The organism is Pantoea sp. SoEX (assembly GCF_009829945.1).
In the GTDB taxonomy this organism is placed as follows: Bacteria; Pseudomonadota; Gammaproteobacteria; order Enterobacterales; family Enterobacteriaceae; genus Pantoea_C.
The window spans coordinates 39,170-61,082 of the sequence record NZ_SZZT01000005.1 but is presented as its reverse complement, the minus strand read 5'-3'; the positions used below and the strand labels follow the sequence as shown (position 1 = coordinate 61,082).

General features: G+C 26.2%; 21 protein-coding genes and 1 tRNA gene. 15 read left to right on the top strand and 7 right to left on the bottom strand.

Annotated features, from left to right (window positions below; translation table 11 throughout):
• Positions 1-26: 26 nt before the first annotated feature.
• On the bottom strand, positions 27-845 hold the full coding sequence (locus tag FD726_RS03210) for a sugar phosphate isomerase/epimerase family protein (protein ID WP_159990153.1): 819 nt from the start codon (positions 843-845) through the stop codon (positions 27-29).
• Positions 846-1,150: 305 nt separating this feature from the next.
• The gene (gene dut, locus FD726_RS03205) at positions 1,151-1,609 is read right to left on the bottom strand and encodes a dUTP diphosphatase (RefSeq protein ID WP_159990152.1); all 459 of its coding nucleotides are present in this window, start codon (positions 1,607-1,609) and stop codon (positions 1,151-1,153) included.
• A 684-nt stretch (positions 1,610-2,293) separates the two neighbouring features.
• Between dut and rpmB the strand changes: the two genes are divergently transcribed.
• From rpmB to mutM, 3 genes are read left to right on the top strand one after another with little or no spacing between them, the layout of a single operon-like run.
• Positions 2,294-2,512 carry a 50S ribosomal protein L28 gene (rpmB, locus tag FD726_RS03200; protein ID WP_159990151.1) on the top strand — a complete coding sequence of 73 codons (219 nt, stop codon included), beginning with the start codon at positions 2,294-2,296 and terminating at the stop codon, positions 2,510-2,512.
• An 11-nt stretch (positions 2,513-2,523) separates the two neighbouring features.
• The gene (gene rpmG, locus FD726_RS03195) at positions 2,524-2,691 is read left to right on the top strand and encodes a 50S ribosomal protein L33 (RefSeq protein ID WP_159990150.1); all 168 of its coding nucleotides are present in this window, start codon (positions 2,524-2,526) and stop codon (positions 2,689-2,691) included.
• 24 nt (positions 2,692-2,715) lie between these two features.
• Entirely contained in the window at positions 2,716-3,525 is an 810-nt protein-coding gene (mutM, locus tag FD726_RS03190; RefSeq protein WP_159990149.1) for a bifunctional DNA-formamidopyrimidine glycosylase/DNA-(apurinic or apyrimidinic site) lyase, read from the top strand.
• On the opposite strand, the gene coaD is transcribed toward mutM, so the two are convergent.
• Both coaD and FD726_RS03180 read right to left on the bottom strand, forming a co-directional pair.
• Positions 3,520-4,014: a pantetheine-phosphate adenylyltransferase gene (gene coaD / locus FD726_RS03185; RefSeq protein ID WP_159990148.1), complete on the bottom strand. Its 495-nt coding sequence runs from the start codon at positions 4,012-4,014 to the stop codon at positions 3,520-3,522. The genes mutM and coaD overlap by 6 nt on opposite strands.
• Before the next feature lie 277 nt (positions 4,015-4,291).
• Positions 4,292-4,365: transfer RNA gene (locus FD726_RS03180), tRNA-Arg, on the bottom strand.
• Between the two features lie 181 nt (positions 4,366-4,546).
• Here FD726_RS03180 and folD point away from each other — a divergent pair.
• Complete coding sequence (gene folD / locus FD726_RS03175) at positions 4,547-5,401, top strand: bifunctional methylenetetrahydrofolate dehydrogenase/methenyltetrahydrofolate cyclohydrolase FolD (RefSeq protein WP_159990147.1); 855 nt, start codon at positions 4,547-4,549, stop codon at positions 5,399-5,401.
• 40 nt (positions 5,402-5,441) lie between these two features.
• Here the strand turns inward: folD and cysS are convergent, their stop codons facing one another.
• Positions 5,442-6,839: a cysteine--tRNA ligase gene (gene cysS, locus FD726_RS03170; protein WP_159990146.1), complete on the bottom strand. Its 1,398-nt coding sequence runs from the start codon at positions 6,837-6,839 to the stop codon at positions 5,442-5,444.
• 484 nt (positions 6,840-7,323) lie between these two features.
• On the opposite strand from cysS, the gene purE reads away from it, so the two are divergent.
• Together purE and purK are read left to right on the top strand one after the other, a co-directional pair.
• Positions 7,324-7,818 carry a 5-(carboxyamino)imidazole ribonucleotide mutase gene (gene purE / locus FD726_RS03165; RefSeq protein WP_159990145.1) on the top strand — a complete coding sequence of 165 codons (495 nt, stop codon included), beginning with the start codon at positions 7,324-7,326 and terminating at the stop codon, positions 7,816-7,818.
• Positions 7,818-8,885 carry a 5-(carboxyamino)imidazole ribonucleotide synthase gene (gene purK / locus FD726_RS03160; RefSeq protein WP_159990144.1) on the top strand — a complete coding sequence of 356 codons (1,068 nt, stop codon included), beginning with the start codon at positions 7,818-7,820 and terminating at the stop codon, positions 8,883-8,885. The genes purE and purK overlap by 1 nt, the downstream gene beginning before the upstream one ends.
• 83 nt (positions 8,886-8,968) lie before the next feature.
• Here the strand turns inward: purK and proC are convergent, their stop codons facing one another.
• A complete protein-coding gene (gene proC / locus FD726_RS03155) occupies positions 8,969-9,781 on the bottom strand; it encodes a pyrroline-5-carboxylate reductase (RefSeq protein WP_159990143.1) in 813 nt (270 codons plus the stop codon).
• Between the two features lie 359 nt (positions 9,782-10,140).
• Here proC and brnQ point away from each other — a divergent pair, with 359 nt between their 5' ends.
• The 9 genes from brnQ to nusB all read left to right on the top strand — a co-directional run bounded on the left by brnQ (position 10,141) and on the right by nusB (position 19,356).
• Complete coding sequence (brnQ, locus tag FD726_RS03150) at positions 10,141-11,442, top strand: branched-chain amino acid transport system II carrier protein (RefSeq protein WP_159990142.1); 1,302 nt, start codon at positions 10,141-10,143, stop codon at positions 11,440-11,442.
• A gap of 103 nt (positions 11,443-11,545) precedes the next feature.
• On the top strand, positions 11,546-12,619 hold the full coding sequence (gene queA, locus FD726_RS03145; RefSeq protein ID WP_159990141.1) for a tRNA preQ1(34) S-adenosylmethionine ribosyltransferase-isomerase QueA: 1,074 nt from the start codon (positions 11,546-11,548) through the stop codon (positions 12,617-12,619).
• A gap of 45 nt (positions 12,620-12,664) precedes the next feature.
• Entirely contained in the window at positions 12,665-13,774 is a 1,110-nt protein-coding gene (gene tgt, locus FD726_RS03140; protein WP_159990140.1) for a tRNA guanosine(34) transglycosylase Tgt, read from the top strand.
• Positions 13,775-13,828: 54 nt separating this feature from the next.
• The gene (yajC, locus tag FD726_RS03135; RefSeq protein ID WP_159990139.1) at positions 13,829-14,161 is read left to right on the top strand and encodes a preprotein translocase subunit YajC; all 333 of its coding nucleotides are present in this window, start codon (positions 13,829-13,831) and stop codon (positions 14,159-14,161) included.
• 22 nt (positions 14,162-14,183) lie between these two features.
• Positions 14,184-16,037, top strand: coding sequence for a protein translocase subunit SecD (gene secD / locus FD726_RS03130; RefSeq protein ID WP_159990138.1), 1,854 nt, complete (start codon positions 14,184-14,186; stop codon positions 16,035-16,037).
• Positions 16,038-16,048: 11 nt separating this feature from the next.
• Positions 16,049-16,969: a protein translocase subunit SecF gene (secF, locus tag FD726_RS03125; RefSeq protein WP_159990137.1), complete on the top strand. Its 921-nt coding sequence runs from the start codon at positions 16,049-16,051 to the stop codon at positions 16,967-16,969.
• 308 nt (positions 16,970-17,277) lie between these two features.
• On the top strand, positions 17,278-18,384 hold the full coding sequence (ribD, locus tag FD726_RS03120; RefSeq protein WP_159990136.1) for a bifunctional diaminohydroxyphosphoribosylaminopyrimidine deaminase/5-amino-6-(5-phosphoribosylamino)uracil reductase RibD: 1,107 nt from the start codon (positions 17,278-17,280) through the stop codon (positions 18,382-18,384).
• Between the two features lie 61 nt (positions 18,385-18,445).
• On the top strand, positions 18,446-18,919 hold the full coding sequence (ribH, locus tag FD726_RS03115) for a 6,7-dimethyl-8-ribityllumazine synthase (RefSeq protein ID WP_159990135.1): 474 nt from the start codon (positions 18,446-18,448) through the stop codon (positions 18,917-18,919).
• A 17-nt stretch (positions 18,920-18,936) separates the two neighbouring features.
• Positions 18,937-19,356: a transcription antitermination factor NusB gene (gene nusB, locus FD726_RS03110; protein WP_159990134.1), complete on the top strand. Its 420-nt coding sequence runs from the start codon at positions 18,937-18,939 to the stop codon at positions 19,354-19,356.
• Positions 19,357-19,941: 585 nt separating this feature from the next.
• On the opposite strand, the gene dxs is transcribed toward nusB, so the two are convergent.
• Positions 19,942-21,807 (bottom strand): 1-deoxy-D-xylulose-5-phosphate synthase, encoded by a 1,866-nt coding sequence (gene dxs, locus FD726_RS03105; protein WP_159990133.1) that lies wholly within the window; start codon positions 21,805-21,807, stop codon positions 19,942-19,944.
• Between the last annotated feature and the right edge of the window lie 106 nt (positions 21,808-21,913).

Genomic DNA, 21,913 nt, shown 5'->3' with positions numbered 1-21,913 from the left:
TATTTTTTTTACGATACAGTTAAAAATCATGGCCAATAATTATTTAAAGCGATCCATGCTTGTTCAGCAACTTCATATGGGGATAAACATTTTAGTTGATCGTTAAATACTTCAATTCCAATTGGGCCTTGATAGCCTATGCTTTTTAATTTATCTATAAAACTATCAATTTTTATTATTCCATTTCCCGGCAGTTGACGTTGATGACGTGCTACGTTAATCAGACTTTTTTTATCTTTAGGTGGTTTTGAAGCAATATCACATAATTGTACTTCGTAAATACGATCTCCTGGAATACCATCTAATTGTAAAGCATCTCCTCCTAATGCATAAATATGAAATAAATCAACTACTAGTCCTATATTAGGTTGATCTACTCTTTTTATACGCTCCCATGCTAAAGGTAATGTGTTGTCAACTGTACACCATGACATAGGTTCGTACATTATCTTCATCTTATATCTAATAGCTTCCGATGCCATCCAGCGTAAATCTTCATCTATTTTATCTATAAGACAATCTTCTCTAGTACTAGCAGGTGCTTGAATTGCATTGCAACCAATTGCTTGAGCAATATTAATAAATTGGCGTAATTCTTCTCTTTTTTGTTTGTGTTGTCCATATGGTATACCTGCAAAATCTCTTAAAACTTGTAAATTTGTAAAACCTATTTTTTTTTGAATTGAAAATTGCATAATAGAAGAAATTCCATTAGAGTTATTTTGTATATCTTCTTTCCATATCTCAACTTGGTCAAAACCAGCTTGATGTGCTGCTTGCAATTTTTTCTCTGTTTTTCCTCCTAATAATACTAGATTAAGGAATTTCAAGTTGTGTTTTTTCATAAATACTCAATCATAGTTTTCCAATAGTTATATATTTAAAATATTCATTGATTCGTTTTTAATACATACACATGTCTTTATTTGATAAATTAAATTAGATTATAAATAATGTAGCACTAGAATAATAATAAAATACCGATTTTACTAAAGTTACTATAAATAAGGTTAATATCCGTAAATTTTTATCAATATATAATTTTATTATCTTTAGGATAAAATTTAATAATTTATTAATAATAACATTTTATATTAATAAAAAAACAAATTAATAAAATATTTCGGATTAATAATTTAGAAATAAAATTTTATTTATTACCTGAATGGCCAAATCCATTTTTCCCACGTAAACTAAAATGAAAATTCTCAACTATATTAAATTCAACTTTAATTATTGGGACAAATACTAATTGGGCTATACGATCTCCAGGTTTAATAAAGAAAGATTTTTCTCCTCTATTCCATATGGATATCATCAGTTGACCTTGATAATCAGAATCTATTAAACCTACTAAATTTCCTAATACAATACCATTCTTATGACCTATGCCAGAACGGGGTAAAATCAATGCTGCTATTTCAGGATCGGCAATATAAATTGATAAACCACTAGGTAACAAGTGAGTATAGTTAGGTTTAATTTCCAAAATATTGTCAATACAAGCACATAAATCTAATCCTGCAGATCCTGGAGTTATGTAATTAGGCAAATGAAATATTTTACCTAACCGATCGTCAAGAATTTTAATGTCTATTTTTTTTTTCATAATTAAATAACTATTAGTTGATGATCAATATATTTTATTTGTTAAATATTTTTAATGCAATATAAGAAAATAACATTATATTTGCAATATGTAAATTACTATTTAATAGTTCATAGTTATTATATAATCAAGCTCATTATAAATTACCTATAGAAAATATAAAACAAGTTATCTATAAATTGATTAATAAAAAACCATATTAGTTGAATAACGATATATATTTTAATTAGATTTCTTATTTTATAATAATTATTATATTTTATAAAAGACAAATTATTTTTAAATAGATGCTTTTAAGTTATATATTTAATTCACTGATAATATAAATAACAAATTGGTTAATTAATCATATAATAATTTCTAATTACTATTTATTAATAAATAATATTATTTTACTACTTATTTAAGTATAATTTCATGAAAAAATAATTTGTTTTAATTGTATTGAATATTTTTAACAATTATAAAAATTTATATAATTAAGAAATTACTTATCTGTTTAATTAAAAAATAATTTTAAGGTTTTTAATTTTATTTGTGTTTATATAAATAGTAATATATTTCATTATTTTTTAATTATTTACTAATGTTAGTTAATATAATATAATAATATTATATAAGCTATAATGAATATTATTTCTATTCAACTATATCATTATGAATTAATATAAATGGATAATAAATATGTCAAAAATATGTCAAGTGACTGGTAAACATCCTCTTTTCGGAAATAATCGTTCTCATGCTATGAATGCAACTAAACGTTGTTTCCTTCCAAATTTACATTATCGTCGTTTTTGGATAGAAAGCAAAAAACGTTTTATTACTTTAAGAGTATCTACAAAAGGTATGCGTATCATAGATAAAAAAGGTATTGATGTTATTTTAAATAAAATTAATTAAGGAATGACAATATGGCAAAAAACACTCGTGAAAAAATTAAGTTAATTTCTTCTTGTGGTACAGGACATTTCTATACTACTACAAAAAATAAGCGTAATAAATCTACAAAATTACAACTAAAAAAATTTGATCCATTTATGCGAAAACATGTTATTTATAAAGAGCATAAAATAAAATAATTTACATGATAATGTGGAAAATAAATGCCAGAACTACCAGAAGTAGAAGCTTGTCGTATTAACATAAAACCTTATTTAATTAACCAAGTAATTAATTATATCATTGTAAGGAACATCAATTTACGTTGGCCAGTATCACCGGAAATTTTACAAATAAAAAATCAATCGATATTAAGTATAAAACGTAGAGCAAAGTATTTACTTATACAATTGAAATTTGGCTGGATAGTAATGCATTTTGGAATGTCTGGTAGGTTGAGTTTGCTGAGTAGATATATACCACCCCAAAAACATGATCATATTGATATAGTAATGAAAAACCAAAATATATTAAGGTATACTGATCAACGTCGTTTTGGAGCATGCTTGTGGATTAGTGATTTATCAAAAAATGTTTTATTTAAAAATTTAGGTTTAGAACCATTAACTGATACATTTAATAATGTATATTTATCTAGTAAGATATGTCTGAAAAAAAATACTATTAAGCAATCTATTATGGATAATAAAATTGTTGTTGGTGTAGGAAATATTTATGCAAACGAATCTTTGTTTGCTGCAGGTATTATTCCATCTCGCATTTCAATGAATTTAAGTAATAAAGAAGTAAAATTTCTTGTTTGTAATATTAAATCAGTTCTACTCAAAGCAATTAAACATGGAGGAACAACTTTGAGTAATTTTTTGCAAAGTAATGGAGAACCTGGATATTTTACTCAACAATTAAAAGTATATGGACGAGCTAATGAACCTTGTTTAATATGTGGAACCAAAATAATAAAATGTAAATATGCATCAAGAAGCAGTTATTGGTGTCCAGAATGTCAACTATAGTTGTTTGATTTTAAGTTTTGTTATTAATGCTTCGTTAACTGAAATTGGTAACAAATTTGATACATCACCACCATAATATGCAACTTCCTTAACTAGTGAAGAAGAAACAAAAGAATAATCCTTAGATGCAATAAAAAATATATTTTCAAGCAATGGGACTAAGTATTTATTCATTTGACTTAATTTCTTTTCGTATTCAAAATCAGTAACAGTACGTAATCCTCTAATTAAAATGTTTACTTTCTGTTTTTTTGCAAAATGAGATATTAAATTGTTAAACTCTATTATTTTGATATTAGGTAAATGTTTTGTTGCTATCCTAGCTAAATAAATTCTTTCATCTGTTGTAAACAAAAGTGCTTTTCTAGATTTATTAGCAATAGCTATGATTATAAAATCAAAAATTTTTGAAGCACGTGTTATAATATCTAAATGACCTAATGTAATTGGATCAAATGTTCCAGGGTATATAGCTTTTCTTATTTGCATAAAACCTCTTATAATAAGTATTTAGTAAACATTATTATAATTTACAATTAAATTTAATGATAACAATAATTATATATAAATAAATTTATGAGATAGATTAAATAATCTATATTCATATAGAATATATCTTTATAAAAAAATAAAAAGATAATAAATATGGTATTTTATGTTTTATGTTAATTATTTGATTATTATTAATACAATCAATGAAAATAAATTATTAAAAAAATAATATGATTATTTAACCATAAATATTGAAAAAATATGTTTTAGAAAACGCGCCCTACAGGATTTGAACCTGTAACCTACGGCTTAGAAGGCCGTTGCTCTATCCAATTAAGCTAAGGGCGCAAAACCTTATACAGTAAAGTACATTAATCAAAATAAATCAATACTTATTTTTAATAAATATCAAAATATATTAAATAATGTATAATTTTTTATTGTTTTTTATATTATTAATATTTAATTATGATAATATAAAATATTATTTTTCCTCTAATAAATTTTGTATAAAATAGTGGATTTATTAATGATAGCTAAAATTATTAATGGTAAAATAATAGCACAAAATTTGCAATTTAAAATAGCTGAAAAAGTCAAAAAACGTCTTGAAAAAGGAAAACGCATACCAAGTTTAGCAATTATATTAATAGGAAACAATCCAGCATCAAGAATTTATGTAATTAATAAACGTCGAGTTTGCAAAGAAGTTGGTTTGTTATCTTTTCTATACGATTTACCAGAAAATACTAGTGAATATGAATTATTAAAATTAATTGATAATCTTAATGAAGACAATAAAATTGATGGTATTTTAGTACAGCTTCCATTACCTAAAAATATTAATTATTTTAAAATCATTGATAGGATTAAACCAGACAAAGATGTTGATGGTTTTCACCCTTATAATATTGGAAGTTTATGTCAAAGGATACCTAAACTAAGTCCATGTACTCCCCATGGAATTGTAACTTTACTGAAGTATTATAATATTAATACTTATGGACTTAACGCAGTAATTATAGGTGCTTCAAATATTGTTGGCAGACCTATGAGTATGGAATTATTATTGGTAGGATGTACTACTACAGTTACACATCGGTTTACTAAAAATTTATATCAACACGTAAAAAATGCAGATCTTCTAATTGTAGCTGTTGGTAAACCAAAGTTTATTCCTGGCCATTGGATTCAACCAGGAGCAATTGTTATTGATGTAGGAATTAATCGTCTTAAAAATGGTACCTTAGTTGGAGATGTAGATTTTGATGTTGCTTATAAAAGAGCTGCTTTTATTACTCCTGTTCCAGGAGGAGTAGGGCCTATGACTATTGCTATGCTAATCCAAAATACTTTGCAAGCATGTGAAAACTTTCATGACTAATATCTAAATACTATCTACTATTAATGTAAAATTAATAATCTCATTTATATCTCCATGTAGATTTGATTAAATCATCTTCAACAATTATTCCTAGTTCATTAAGTTTATCACGTGCAATATCAGCATCTGACCAGTTTTTTAATTTTCTTGCTTTATTACGAATTTGTATTAAATTATTAATTTCATCTCTTATAGAAATACTGATTTTGTAATGTTTTTGTAAAAATTTGCTAGGATCTTGCTGTAATATTCCTAAAATATCACCTATTTTACGTAGTTTAAATGCTATTGTATTAGCAAGTATTTTATCTTTCTTTTTAAAACGATTAATTGTATGTGCCATATCAAATATTACAGAATAAACTTCTGGTATATTAAAATCATCATTCATTGCTTTACGAAATCTATCATCAAAATTTATCTCTAATCTACTTTTTTCTGATAAAATATTATTGGTATCAGTATCAAGCAAAGAAGTATATAATCTTTCTAAGGCTATATTTGCATTATAAATATTACTTTTAGAATAATTTAGTGTACTACGGTAGTGAGAAGAAAGTAAAAAGTATCTTATACTTTCTGGATCATTATTAGATAACAAATCTTTTATAGTTAAGAAATTCCCTAATGATTTTGACATTTTCTTTTTTTCTATCATCACCATACCAGAATGCATCCAGTAATTGATTACAGTATTTTTATGAGCACATATTGACTGTGCAAATTCATTTTCATGATGAGGAAATATAAGATCTGATCCTCCACCATGAATATCTAAAAATGAACCGATTTCTTTATGAATCATTGCAGAACATTCTATATGCCATCCTGGGCGACCATTACCCCAAGGAGAATTCCAGTAAGGTTCATGTTTTTTTGATGTTTTCCATAAAACGAAATCTGAAGAATTGCGTTTTATTTTTAATGTTTCATCACTTATAGTAACGTGTAAATTTTTTAAATTTTGGTGTGATAAAATACCATAATTAGGACATTTTTTAACTTCAAAAATAACATCTCCGTTATCAGCAATATAAGCATAATCATTTTCAATTAGTATTTTTATTAATTGGATAATTTCTACTATATGATCAGTAGCTCTTGGTTCGCTATTTGGTGGTAAGATATTTATAGAACAAAAATCCTCATGCATGTTTTTAATTATGCAATCTGTAAAATATTTTATGTTTTGATTTTTTTCTTTAGACCGTTTTATGATTTTATCATCTATATCAGTTATATTACGTACATATTTTAGATTATAACCTATATATCTTAAGTATCGTGAAATAACGTCAAAAATTACAAAGGTTCTTGCATGTCCTATATGACATGTATCATATACTGTAACTCCACAAACATACATGCTAATTTTATCTTTATAGATAGGTTTAAATGTTTCTTTTTTACGACTTATACTATTATAAATTTTTAACATCTAAAGCTTCCATTATTAATATTTATTTAAATAACTATCATTATTAAATTGTTGATTTTTTATTTTTTCATTTCATTATAATTTTAATAAAATATCTAACTTAATTTTTAATTATAATTTTATATATCAAGACATAATAATTAATAAAAATTATATTTACAATTTTTATTATTATTCATAAAAATATTTAAGTAATTGATGATTGATTTTCAATTTTCTTGCAGGCAATTATTTCATATTACTTTTTATAAAAAATTATCAATAAACCATAATATGGTTATATTAATTTTTGGTATTTGTTTGTTATATTTTAGATAAACTATTTATTATTACATACATTTTAAATTTTAATTATAAAAAATAATTAATGAAATAAATTAGTCTAGTATACTTCAAAACAATTTGTAATAATTAGTTTAAATAAAGAAAGGTATTATGTAATAATTGATTTTTTGATAACTTTTTATGTTAAGAGTATCTAAATATGAATGTAGTTAAGATTGCTATTATTATGGGTTCTAAGAGCGATTGGTATGTTATGAAATTTGCTTCAGAAACTTTAGAAGAACTAAAAGTTCAATGTCATGTTGAAGTAATTTCAGCGCATAGAACGCCAAATAAATTATTTCATTTTGCCGAAAAATCTATAGATAGTAATTACAAAGTTATTATTGCAGGTGCTGGTGGTGCAGCACATCTACCAGGAATGTTAGCATCTAAAACTATACTGCCAGTATTAGGAGTACCTATACCTACTAGTTATCTAAATGGAATAGACAGTCTTTATTCTATTTTACAAATGCCATCTGGAATACCAGTTGCTACATTAGCTATAGGTAAAACAGGAGCAATAAATGCTGCTTTATTGGCTGTACAAATAATTGCAATTAACGATAACAATTTAGCATTACGTCTTAGTAAATGGCGTAAAGCACAAACTAATATGGTACTAAACAATCCAGATCCAAGGAAAAATTAATGCAATCTATCGTTGTTATAGGCAATGGACAACTTGGTCATATGTTACGTCAAGCTGGAGAATTATTAGGTATTGATATTTTTTTAGTCAATTGTAACAGTAATGATTTTGAAAATATACCTCTATCAGATAGTATAATTATCTCTGAAATAGAACATTGGCCAAAAACTTCTTTAACAGAAATATTAAGAAATCATATTTCGTTTGTAAATAGAAATTCTTTTCATCGGATTGTTGATCGCTTAAAACAAAAAAAAATGCTAGATCTTCTTAAAATAAATACTGTTCCCTGGCATTATTTATCCAATTCAGAAGATTGGATAAATATATTTGATATGCTTGGTGAATCAGTCGTGATTAAGAGTCGTTTAGGAGGATATAATGGTCATGGTCAATACTATATAAATCCTCAGCTAATTGAAACACTACCTAATTCATGTTATGGTACATGTATTGTTGAGAAAAATATATGTTTTCTAGGTGAAGTATCACTTATCGGAGCACGTAATAAGGATGGAAAAACCGTATTTTATCCCCTTACTAATAATTTACATATTCAAGGTATTTTACGTATTAGCAGTACATTTCCAAAAGTTGCTGAAAAATATCAAAAACAAGCAGAAAATATGCTTAGCACAATCATGGAATATCTTAACTATATTGGAGTAATGACAATGGAGTGTTTTATTACTCCCAAAGGATTATTAATTAATGAATTAGCTCCAAGAGTTCATAACAGTGGTCACTGGACACAAAATGGCGCTTCTATAAGTCAATTTGAATTACATTTGCGCTCTGTATTAAACTTATCTTTACCAAAACCTATAATATTTGGTTATTCAGTGATGATAAACCTATTAGGAATTTTAATAAATTTTGAATGGCTTAAGCATCCTACATTACATTTACATTGGTACAATAAACAAGTAATAAACGGAAGAAAAGTAGGTCATTTAAATATAACAGATTTTGATAAATGTCGTTTAAAATTAGTTCTTAGTTCTTTAATTTCAGAATTTCCAAAAGAATATTACAAAGCGATTAAATGGGCAATTTCAAATTTATAAAAAACCGTCTTTGTAAAAAATATAATAACAGTTGATTTTTACATAGTATTTTAAGTAAAAATTATGTATTTTAATAAACTATATTAATAACCTTTACCTAGTTTATGAGATTTTAATATACACTGCTGTATAGCTTCTATAACAGCTGATCTAAAATTTTTTTGTTCTAATATCTTTATTGCTTCTATAGTTGTACCTCCTGGTGAACATACCATATTTTTTAATTCTGCTGGATGTTTTTTAGTTTCTAATAAAACTTCAGCAGAACCTTTTACTGCTTGAGCAGCAAATTGATATGCTTGTAAATATGTCATTCCATTTAGTACAGCTGCATCAGCCATAGCTTCTATAAACATAAAAACATAGGCAGGTGCAGAACTACTGATACCTATTACTGTATGTATTAAATCTTCATCTATTAAAGTAGTTTTACTAAACATTTTGAATATCTTGAAAATTAAATCAATATCTAATTGATTTAACGCTTTATTTGGTGTTAGTGAGGTCATTCCTTCGCAAACACTTGAATTAATATTAGGCATTGCTCTAATAATTTTTTTATCATAGCCTACAATTTTTTCTATTTGACTAATAGAAATACCAGCTGCTACAGATACTATTATTGTATCTTTTTTTATATGATTTGAGATGTTTTTTAATAATTTTAATAAAATACTAGATTTTAATGTAAGAAATAAAATGTCAACTTTCTGAGTTAAAACTTCACTACTATTAGCAACATTAATATTATATTTAGTACTAATTGATTTATTAGTAGTTAATTTATGGTCGTAAATCCATATTTTACGGCTTGAAATGCATGATTTTTTTATTAAACCTGCAATAATAGATGTTGCCATATTACCTACTCCAATAAAACCTATATCCTTTTCCAATTTACTATCTCCTGCCGTTATTTAAAACATTTTACTAAAAAAATAGAATAACACTTAACAATAAAAATTTAAATATTTATCGATAAATTTATATAGTAAAAATTATATTTGATCTTTTATAATTACCGAATTACAATGTTACAGATTAGTAAATTTATATATTATAATATATTTAAAGGTTAATATTACATTATATAATGATACAATGAATTACATTATATAATGTAATATTATTTAATAACATAAGATTTAATTTAACTAATTATTTAGGTTAAAATATAGATTATACCTATTAACAATCTACAGTTAATTTAAAAGTAAAATCATTTTACGGAACAACTTTTATAATAAAAAATATTATGACATATAGTTTATCCTTCAAAGATATTATCGCATTAGGTTTTATGACTTTTGCTCTGTTTGTAGGTGCAGGAAATATAGTGTTTCCACCTATGGTAGGTATTCAATCAGGTGAATATCTATGGATAGCTGCTTTTGGTTTTTTAATTACATCTGTTGGATTACCAATTTGCACTATAATGGCCTTATCAAGAGTGAATGGAGGAATTGAAGTACTTAGTAAGCCAATAGGTAAAATTGCTGGTTTAATATTAGCAATAATTTGTTATTTATTAATTGGTCCTTTATTTGCTATACCACGCACCGCAACAATTTCTTTTGAAGTAGGTATAGCACCTATTATCACTGATACCAATAATTTTGTGCCTTTATTGTTATATAGTTTAATTTATTTTACTTGTGTTCTTTTACTTTCCTTATATCCAGGGAAATTACTTGATGTAATAGGTTATTTTCTTGCTCCAATAAAAATTGGAGCATTAATTGTTCTTAGTATTTCAGTAATAATATGGCCAGTAGAAAGTAATATCATAACATTAGCAGCTAAAGATTTTCAAAAATCAGCATTTTGTGGCGGCTTTCTTAACGGTTATTTAACTATGGATACACTAGGTGCATTAGTATTCGGTGTTGTTATTATAAATGCAATTAAATCTCGTGGAATAAGCGATAAAAAGTTACTGATACGTTATACTACAATGGCTGGTTTAATTTCTAGTATTGGTTTAATAATAATTTACCTATGTCTTATGAAACTAGGTTCTAATATTGGAGGATTATTAGATCAAAATGTTGATGGTGCAACTATATTAAATATTTATGTACAAAACACTTTTGGTGATTTGGGTAGTTTATTTTTAGCTTTATTGATTTTTATTGCATGTATAGTTACAGCAGTAGGTTTGACTTGTGCATGGGCTGAATTTTTTTCAAAATATTTACAAGTATCCTACAAGTTATTAGTTTGCATATTAAGTATTGTTTCAATGTTAATATCTAATCTTGGATTAAAAATCCTGATAAAATTTTCTATTCCAATTCTAACTGTAATTTATCCGCCATGTATAATGTTAGTTATATTAAGTTTTACCAAACATTGGTGGTATAAACATAAGAGAATTTTTATACCCACTATATCTATTAGCTTAATTTTTGGTATTTTAGATGCTATAAAATATGATGATTTTAAAAATAAAGTTATTTCTTTTATTCATATACCATTAATCAATGAAGTTTCTTGGTTATTACCGGTAATAACAGTTTTAATTGTGTCTGCTTTAGTAGATAAAATTAAAGGTTAAATATTAATTTAATTGATATTTAATGATTTGATAATCGATAATAAATATATTAAAACTTTTCTTAAAAAATTAATATAATAATATTTCCGAGTAAAATATTTTCATGTTAGTTGCTGATTTTGATTTTGAATTACCTAAATCGTTAATTGCTTATTTTCCTATGGAAAAGCGCAGTGACTGTAGGTTGCTATTTCTTGAAGGAACCAATGGATACATAACTCATGGTATATTTAGTGATATATTAAATAAAATTAATAAGGGAGATTTATTAGTTTTAAATAATACTCGTGTTATTCCAGCTCGTATATTTGCTTATAAAAATTTCACTGGAGGAAAAGTTGAAATATTGATAGAAAGAATCTTAGATAATCATTGTGTATTAGCTAATATAAGTTCATCAAAATCACTAAAATTTGGTACTGAATTATTATTAGGAGAAAACAGAAATATCAAAGCAATAATATCTAATATAAGTTGCAATAAATTATTTAAAATAATTTTTCAAGATAACCGTAATGTAATAGATATTATAAATGATATTGGAAATATACCAATACCACCTTATATTAAACGTCCCGTTACCAATATCGATAATACTTTATATCAAACTGTATACGGTACTCGTTTAGGAGCTATTGCTTCGCCAACTGCTGGACTACATTTTGACACATTGTTACTAAAAAAATTAAAAGAAAAAGGAGTAGATATAGTTTTTATTACATTGCATATAGGATCGGCAACTTTCCAATCAATTCGAGTTGAAAAAGTTGAAGAACATAGTATGCATACTGAATATGTAGAAGTATCCAAGGAAGTAGTAGATGCAGTAATAAAATGTAAAAATCGTGGTAATAAAGTTATAGCAGTAGGTACAACATGTGTACGTTCTCTTGAAAGTGCTGCTAAAATGGATTCAAAAAAAATAATTTCGCCATTTTTTGACTATACAAAAATTTTTATCTATCCTGGTTATAAATACCAAATTATAGATGCATTGATAACCAATTTCCATACACCAAAATCAACTTTAATTATGTTAGTATCAGCCTTTGCTGGTTATAAACACACTATGCATGCATATCAAATTGCTATTGCTAAAAAGTATAATTTTCTTAGCTACGGTGATGCAATGTTTATTACTATAAATCCTCATGCTCCAGAGGAACAGTTTACTTAAAAGAATGATTTGATTATTTATAGTTAATATTAGGCTATATTTTTTATGAAATTTGAAGTAAATAAAATAGATGGAAATGCTAGATTAGGTCGTATGATATTTAATCGTGGTATAATAGAAACCCCTTCTTTTATGCCAGTAGCTACTTATGGTTCTATAAAATGCATTACATCTGAAGAAATTGCATTATCGGGAACACAGATTATTTTATCAAATGCTTTACATCTTTATATACGTCCTGGTTTAGAAATTATAAAATTACATGGTAGTATACATAATTTTATGAATTGGAAGGGCCCAATTCTAACTGATTCTGGTGGTTTTCAAGTATTTAGTTTAAGAGATATTAGAAAAGTAACTGAAGAAGGTGTATATTTTCGTAATCCAATTAATGGTAGTAATATTTTTTTAAGTCCAGAAAAATCTATTGAAATTCAAACTGATATCAATTCTGATATTGTAATGATATTTGATGAATGTATAAAATATCCTTCTAGTTGGAAGGATGCCAAAAATTCTATGGAAATGTCTTTAAGATGGGCTGAAAGAAGTAAAAATAGATTTAATAGTTTAGGTAATAAAAATTTACTTTTTGGTATTATTCAAGGTTCTATTTACAAAGATTTACGCAGTATTTCTTTAAGTAATTTATTAAAGATTGGTTTTTCAGGATATGCTATAGGAGGATTATCTGTAGGTGAATCTAAAAATGAAATGTATGAAACAGTAGATAATATTTGTCAACAAATTCCTTTTAATAAACCACGTTACTTAATGGGAGTTGGAAAACCTGAAAATATTTTAGAATGTATCATTCGTGGTGTAGACATGTTCGATTGTGTTATGCCTACTCGTAATGCACGTAATGGTTATCTATTTACTAAAAATGGAGTAATTAAAATACGTAATGCTAAATATAAAAAAGATGTTGCTCCAATAGATCCAGAATGTAATTGTTATACTTGTTGCCATTATAGTAGATCTTATTTACACCATTTAGATAAATGTGGTGAAATGCTAGGAGCAAGATTAAATACTATACATAATTTACATTATTATCAACTTTTAATGTCTGACATACGGCAAGCTATTAAAAAACAAAAATTACAGAAATTTGTAAGTAAATTTTACCAAAGATTAGAAAAAGTAAGTTAATTAAATAAATTGATATGTAGTATAGATCAATAATTTTTGAGCGAGGCATATTCTATGGATTTTTTAATTTCTGATGCATTTGCTACAACTGGAGTACCTTTTCAAAGAAATTATTATTCTTTAATAATTATGCTAGTCACTTTTAGTATAATTGTTTACTTTATGATTTTGCGTCCTCAACAAAAACGTATAGATGAACATAAAACATTAATTGATTCTATTTCTAGAGGTGATGAAGTAATCACTAATGGTGGTTTAGTTGGTTTAGTGACTAAAATAACAAAACTTGGATATATCACTATTTCATTAAATGAAACTACTGAAGTAATTATTAAACGTGACTTTATATCATCTATTTTACCAAAGGGCACTATTAAAAAACTATAATTTATTATTAAGAGTAATTATCGTGTTAAATTGTTATCCTAAGTGGAATTATATTGTTTTATCCTTAGTTATAATTATAAGTTTATTATATGCACTTCCAAATTTATATGGGGAAAATCCAGCTATACAAATTACTGGTAAAAATGGTAATTTTGCAGATCAACATTTTTTTGATGTTATTAAGAAATTAGTAATTGAAAGAAAATTAAAACATAAATCTATATCAATAAAAAATGGAGTTATTACATTATTATTTAATAATATAGATACGCAATTAATAGCAAAAGATATTATTGAAAAAAAAGTTGGGAAAAAATATATTACTGCAATCAATTTAGTTCCATTAGTACCGAAATGGTTAAATTTTATATCAGCTAAACCAATGAAATTAGGATTTGATCTCCGTGGTGGAGTTCAATTTTTAATTGAATTAGATATACATAATCTAATAAAAAAAATTCAAAATCAAAATCTTAATAATATGAGGGATGATTTACGTAAAATTAATATTCCATATAATAACATATACACGAATGAGCATTCTAATTTAGAAATAAATTTTAAAAGTCATCATGACGTTGATAGTGCTTTAATATATTTGAAATCTATTTATAAAAATTTAATATTAAAAAATAATCATAACAATAGTATTGTGGTAAAGATAGCTCCATTTTATATAAATGAAATAAGAGAAAAAGCAATTCAACAAAATATTTATATATTACGTAATAGAATAAACCAAATTGGTTTATCTGAATCATCAGTACAACGTCAGGGATCTGACCATATAATAGTTAATATTCCTGGTATTCAAGATATAGCGCGTGCTAAAGAAATGATAGGAACAACAGCAACTTTAGAATTTCGTTTAGTAAATAATAATATTAATTTAAATGCAGCATTAATCTCAAAAAATATTTTACCTTCCGATACTGAAATTAAATACATGGTTAATGGTCAACCAGTTATATTATATAAAAATACTATTTTAACAGGAAATCATATCACCTACTCTAATTCCAGTATTGATGAGTACGGAAATCCTGTAGTAAATATTACATTAGATAGTAATGGTGGAGATATAATGTCTCTGTTTACTAGAAAAAATATTGGAAAATATATTGCAACTTTATTTATAGAATACAAGGATAGCGGTCAGAAAGATTCTAATGGTCATGCTATTTTAACAAAAAATGAAGAAATAATTAATATTGCTAATATTAAAGCTCCGGTAGGTAATAGTTTTAGTATAACTGGTATTAAAAATTTAAATTTAGCACATCAACTTTCTATGTTATTACGTACAGGCACTCTAGTTACCCCAATTCGTATTATAGAAGAGCACACTGTAGGTCCTACTATGGGACAACAAAATATAATCCAAGGATTAAAATCATGCTTATATGGTTTAGTTGCTTGTGCTATTTTTATGATATTATTCTATAAAATATTCGGATTGATCTCAATTATTGCTCTATTGATAAATTTAATAATTATTACTGGTGTTACATCAATTTTACCAGGTATAACACTTACAATGTCAGGCATTGCAGGTATAGTATTAAGTTTAGCAGTATCTGTAGATGCTAATATTTTGATAAATGAACGTATTAAAGAGGAACTTCATAATGGATTTTCTATTAATAAAGCTATTAGTAAAGGTTACCAAAAAGCCTTATCAAGCATAATAGATTCAAACATAACAACTTTAATTAAAGCCTTAATTCTATATGTTTTTGGCACTAGTTCTATTAAAGGATTTGCTATAATGACTATTATTGGTATAATAACGTCAATGTTTACTGCAATTATAGGTACTAGAACAATAGTCAATTTGATCTATAGTAATAAAAATATTAAGAAATTGTATATATAGGATTATAGTAAGTGCTAAATATTAGTAATATTAATAAATTTCATGAAGGATATAAACCAATAGATTTCATGCGATGGAATAAATTAGCATTTTCGGTATTAGCATTTTTAATTTTGTTATCTACTGTAATTATTTATGTCTTCAATTTCAATTGGAGTATTGATTTTACCGGAGGTACGGTAATTGAAGCTAGTTTTGATAAATTAATTAATGTTAATTTATTACGTAGCCAATTAATAAAATCTGGTTTTAATTCACCTATAATACAAAATATTGGTGATAACAAAAGTGTATTGATAAAAATTAACTCTTCCAATTCAGACAATATTAACGATAAGTTAATTGAATCAATTAAAAAAAACATGAAACAGAAAATAACAATTAACCGCATTAATTTTGTAGGACCAAGCATAGGTCCTGAATTAACAATGAATGGCATAATAGCACTTTTTTATGCAATATTAGCTGTTTTCTTTTATATTGGATTTAGATTTGAATGGAATATAGCATTTGGTATAGTGGTTGCTTTATTGAGCGATTTAATTATCACATGTGGGCTGTTATCCTTATTGCACATAGAGATAGATTTAACAATTATCGCATCATTAATGTCTATAATTGGTTATTCACTTAATGATAAGATAGTTATTTCTGATCGTATCCGTGAAAACATGAAAAAAATCCAATCCTTTTCTTATTATGATATTATTAATATTTCTTTAACTCAAGTAATAAACCGTACACTCATGACATCTTTAGTTACTTTAATGATGGTTTTAATTCTATTAACATTTGGTGGATCATTATTAAAAGGGTTTTCATTAACTATGGTAATAGGAATTATTGTAGGTACTATGTCATCAATTTATATTTCTTTATCTTTAAAATTAATGACAAATATTATAAATAACAAGATATTTAATTACAAATAAAAATTAATCTTTAATGATATTGACTTAATTGTATTTATTAGTTGTTATAAATTATTTTTAAATAAATGTATAAAGTATATCTAGTAGGATGTATAAATATTTTTGTAATATATAAAAATATTTTACCAATTTTGTTTCTATTTATGATATATGATAATAGTATTTTTATTACGTCTGATATGACATACACAATGTCTGAAAAATAAAAACAATAATTTAATATTAATTTTATAGAATTTTTCTTTTTATCTACAATAATGTCTACAATGATTTAAAAAATCAATAATAAGAAGTTATGGGAGTAAATTTTGATAGATGAAGTATATATGGCACGTGCTTTACAGCTAGCAAAACGTGGGTGTTTTACTACTGCTCCTAATCCTAATGTAGGATGTGTAATAGTCAATAATGGTAACATTGTTGGAGAAGGATGGCATAAAAAAACAGGGGAAGATCATGCTGAGATACAAGCATTAAAAATAGCAGGTAGTCAAGCAAAAAATTCTACTGTATACGTCACTCTAGAACCATGTAGTCATCATGGTTTAACACCTCCTTGCTGTTATGCTTTAATTAAAGCAGGTATTAATAGAGTAGTATGTGCTGTACAAGATCCAAATCCAATTGTATCAGGAAAAGGTTTTAATTTGCTCCAACAAGCTGGTATTAAAGTTAATCATGGTTTGATGATGGAAGAAAGTAAAGAGATAAATAGAGGTTTTTTTAAAAGAATGTGTACTGGATATCCATGGTTACAGTTAAAATTGGGTATATCGTTAGATGGTAGAATTGCCATGATTGATAAAAATAGCAAATGGATTACTTCAGAAGATTCACGTAATGATGTACAGATTTATAGAGCAAAAAGTTCAGCTATTATTAGTACTAGTTCTACAGTATTGTCTGATAATCCCTTTCTTACAGTGCGTTGGTCTAAGATACAAAAACAAATCAACTTTTTACCTAATAAAAAATTATTATGTCAACCTGTAAGAGTAATTATAGATAGAAATAATCGAGTTACTCCTAAACATAAATTGATTAGTCAAGCTGGCCAAATATGGTTAATAAGACATAAACACGATCAAAATATTTGGCCTTCTAATGTAGTTCAGATGATATTACCATTGTGTCAAAAAAAAAGTATGTTATCCCAAATACTTTTATTATTAGGTAAACATGAAATTAATAATGTATTAGTAGAAGCTGGTGGAATATTTTCAGGTGCATTAATTAAGGCTAATCTTATTGATGAATTAATTATTTATATTGCTCCAAAAATATTAGGACATAATAGTATTAGTTTTTGTACATTACCTGGGTTAAATAATTTAAAAGATGCTCCTACATTCACATATACTGATATAAAAAGAATAGGTAATGATATAAGATTAACTTTAATGCCAAAAAAATAATAAATATAGAAATAATGAATATTATAATTGTGTATATACATATTTTTAACTAAGGATAAACATGAAAGTAATTGAAGCTAATATTGCTTCTCCAGAAGCAACTATTGCTATAGTTATATCACGTTTTAATAACTTCATTAATCATAATCTTTTAGAAGGAGCAATCTCATCTTTAACACGTATAGGACAAGTAAATCATGATAATATAACTGTTGTATGGGTGCCAGGAGCTTTTGAATTACCATTAGCTGCAGATACATTAATTAAAACGAATAGATATGATGCAATAGTTGCTTTAGGCACAATTATTCGTGGTAATACTTCGCATTTTGAACATATAGCTAATGAGACTAGCTCAGGTATTGCTAGAATTGCAATAAGTAATAATATACCTATTTCTTTTGGATTACTAACAACTGAAAATATCGAGCAAGCTATTGAACGCTCTGGAACTAAAGCGGGTAACAAAGGATCTGAAGCAGCAATTGTTGCACTTGAAATGATTAATGTAATAAAAGCTATTAAAATTAATTGATTAAAAAAGGATTATTTATGAGCCTTACTAGTCGTCGTCGGGCACGAGAATGTGCTGTTCAAGCACTTTATTCTTGGGAACTATCTAAAAATGACATATCTGAAGTAGAATTATATTTTTTAACAGAACAAAATATTGTTAATGTTGATATTAATTATTTTCATAAATTATTATTTGGAGTAACACAGAATAATATTTATTTAGATCAACTTATGAAACCATATTTATCTCGTAAAATAAATAATTTAGGTAATATTGAAAAAGCTATTTTGCGCATCGCTCTCTATGAAATTAGTAAATGTAGTGATATGCCATATAAGGTTGCAATTAATGAAGGTATTGAATTAGCTAAAATATTTGGAGCACAGGATAGTCATAAATTTATTAATGGAGTACTAGATAAAGCAACTTTACAATTTAGATCAAATAATAAGTAATGGTAATTTATCAATTAAGTTTTATCTGTAATTTATATGATTTTGTATAAAATGTTACTTTTTAAAACGTTCTGGAGCAAAAATTAAATAATTTATGTTATTGGTATTTTATTAGGTGATAGCGCATCAGGTTTAAAATTGTTATAAAATTTTATAAAAATAAAATATCCTTAGCTAAAAGTCATTAGCATTCCGTATCTCTTATTTTGCAATGACAAACATTATGTTGCATATTCAGCAATTGATATTGCCCCACCTAGATTTATTAATATCATCAAACCCTAGTCACATCACATATTAAAAAAAGTAATTTTGTCGATTATATAAACATAAATAATCTTCCTATATCTACTAATTTAGCAAAAAATTTTGAGTATAATGAAATATTATATTATGCATTAAGCTAAATTATTTCAGAAGCAAATTTTAATAAATTAAATATAGCTTTAAGCAATTTGAATATACCCTCCTTATTACTACAGGCAGAATAATGCATAAGTCAAGGGGATTTACATTGTTTAAAAATGGTAAACCTTTGAAATTTCCTTTTAAAGGTTTTAACCATTTTAGGTAAAATATTAATATTTATCTTTTTAACCATTCATCAATTTGTTGTTTTATGCCATAAAAATCTAATTTATAGTCTTTACGAATTTCTTTTTGACTACCTTGAGGAATGAATTTATCTGGCAATCCAATATTTAAAACTGATATCTTTAACCTTTTTTTCATTATAAATTCATTTACACCACTACCAGCACCTCCTTTAATACAGCCTTCTTCTAAAGTAACAAAATCTTCATGATTTTTTACTAGTTTACAAATTAATTCTTCATCTAACGGTTTAACAAATCTCATATCTACTAAAGTTGTATTTAATTTTTCTGCAACATGCAAAGCTTCTACTAAAAGGGTTCCAAAATTAAGTATGGCTAATTTTTTTCCTTGTCTTTTAACAACACCTTTACCTAAAGGAATTATTGCTAAAGAAGTCAATGCAATTCCAGTACCAGAACCACGAGGATAACGTACGGCAGTTGGACCCTTTTTATATTTATAACCAGTATATAGCATATGACGACATTCATCCTCATCACTTGGTGTCATTATTATCATATTAGGGATACACCTCAAAAAAGCAATATCGAAAGCTCCTTGATGAGTAGGTCCATCTGCACCGACTATACCTCCTCTATCAATTGCAAACAATACAGGTAATTTTTGAATAGCTACATCATGGATCACCTGATCGTAAGCACGTTGCAGGAAAGTAGAATAAATAGCTACAACAGGATGATAACCACCAATAGCTATCCCTGAAGCTAATGTTACTGCATGTTGTTCAGCAATTGCAACATCAAAATATTGTTTTGGATATTTACGTGAAAAATTTACCATACCTGAACCTTCACTCATAGCTGGTGTTATTGCTATAAGTTTGGGATCTTGAGATGCCATTTCACATAGCCAATTACCAAAAATTTTAGAATAGCTTGGTAAAGATTCTGTATGTTTAGGTAAAGTACCACTTATAGGATCAAATTTAGGAACAGCATGCCATTTAACAGGATCTTTTTCAGCTGGATCATATCCTTTGCCTTTTTTTGTAACTATATGTAAAAACTGTGGACCTTTTAATTTACGCATATTTTTTAAGGTGTTAACTAAATTTAGTACATCATGCCCATCGATAGGTCCTATATAATTAAATCCCATTTCCTCAAAAAGTACTCCTGCTGTTGTTATACTTTTTAAGTATTCCTCGGTACGCCTAAATAGTGTTTTAATAGGGGGTAGTTTATCAAGAGCTTTTTTGCCACTTTCACGAAAGACAGAATACGTTTTTCCAGAAAGAATTCGTGCTAGCCTATTATTAATAGCACCTACATTTTTAGAAATAGACATTTCATTATCATTTAGAATGACAAGTATATTTGGTTTTATATCACCAGCATGATTCATTGCTTCAAAAGCCATTCCTGCGGTAATTGCACCATCACCAATAATACAAACAATATGACGTCCATTATTTTTATATTTTTCAGTTATCGCTATACCTATGCCTGCGCTAATAGATGTAGAAGAATGTCCCACAGTTAAAACATCGTATTCACTTTCATCTCTACAAGGAAAAGAATGCAAACCATTTTTCTGTCTAATAGAGCTAATAAGATGCTGTCTACCGGTTAAAATTTTATGTGGATACGCTTGATGACCAACATCCCATATTAAGTAATCAAGAGGAGTGTTATATACGTAGTGTAATGCAACTGTTAACTCAACAACTCCTAAACCAGAAGCAAGATGACCACTAGAGTGACTTACGCTTTTTAGTAAGTATTGACGTAGTTCATAACATAATGATGACAACATTTCTACTGGTAAAGCACGTAGTTCCTGAACTGTTGTTGTTAATGATAACAGTGGATATTCAGTATAATTACAATTCATGTAATGCTCATTTCATACAAATAATTAATTTAAACTGTAGATTTTATATATATTTAAATAAATATAAAAATTATACAAATATTCTTATAAAATAAGTATATGTTAA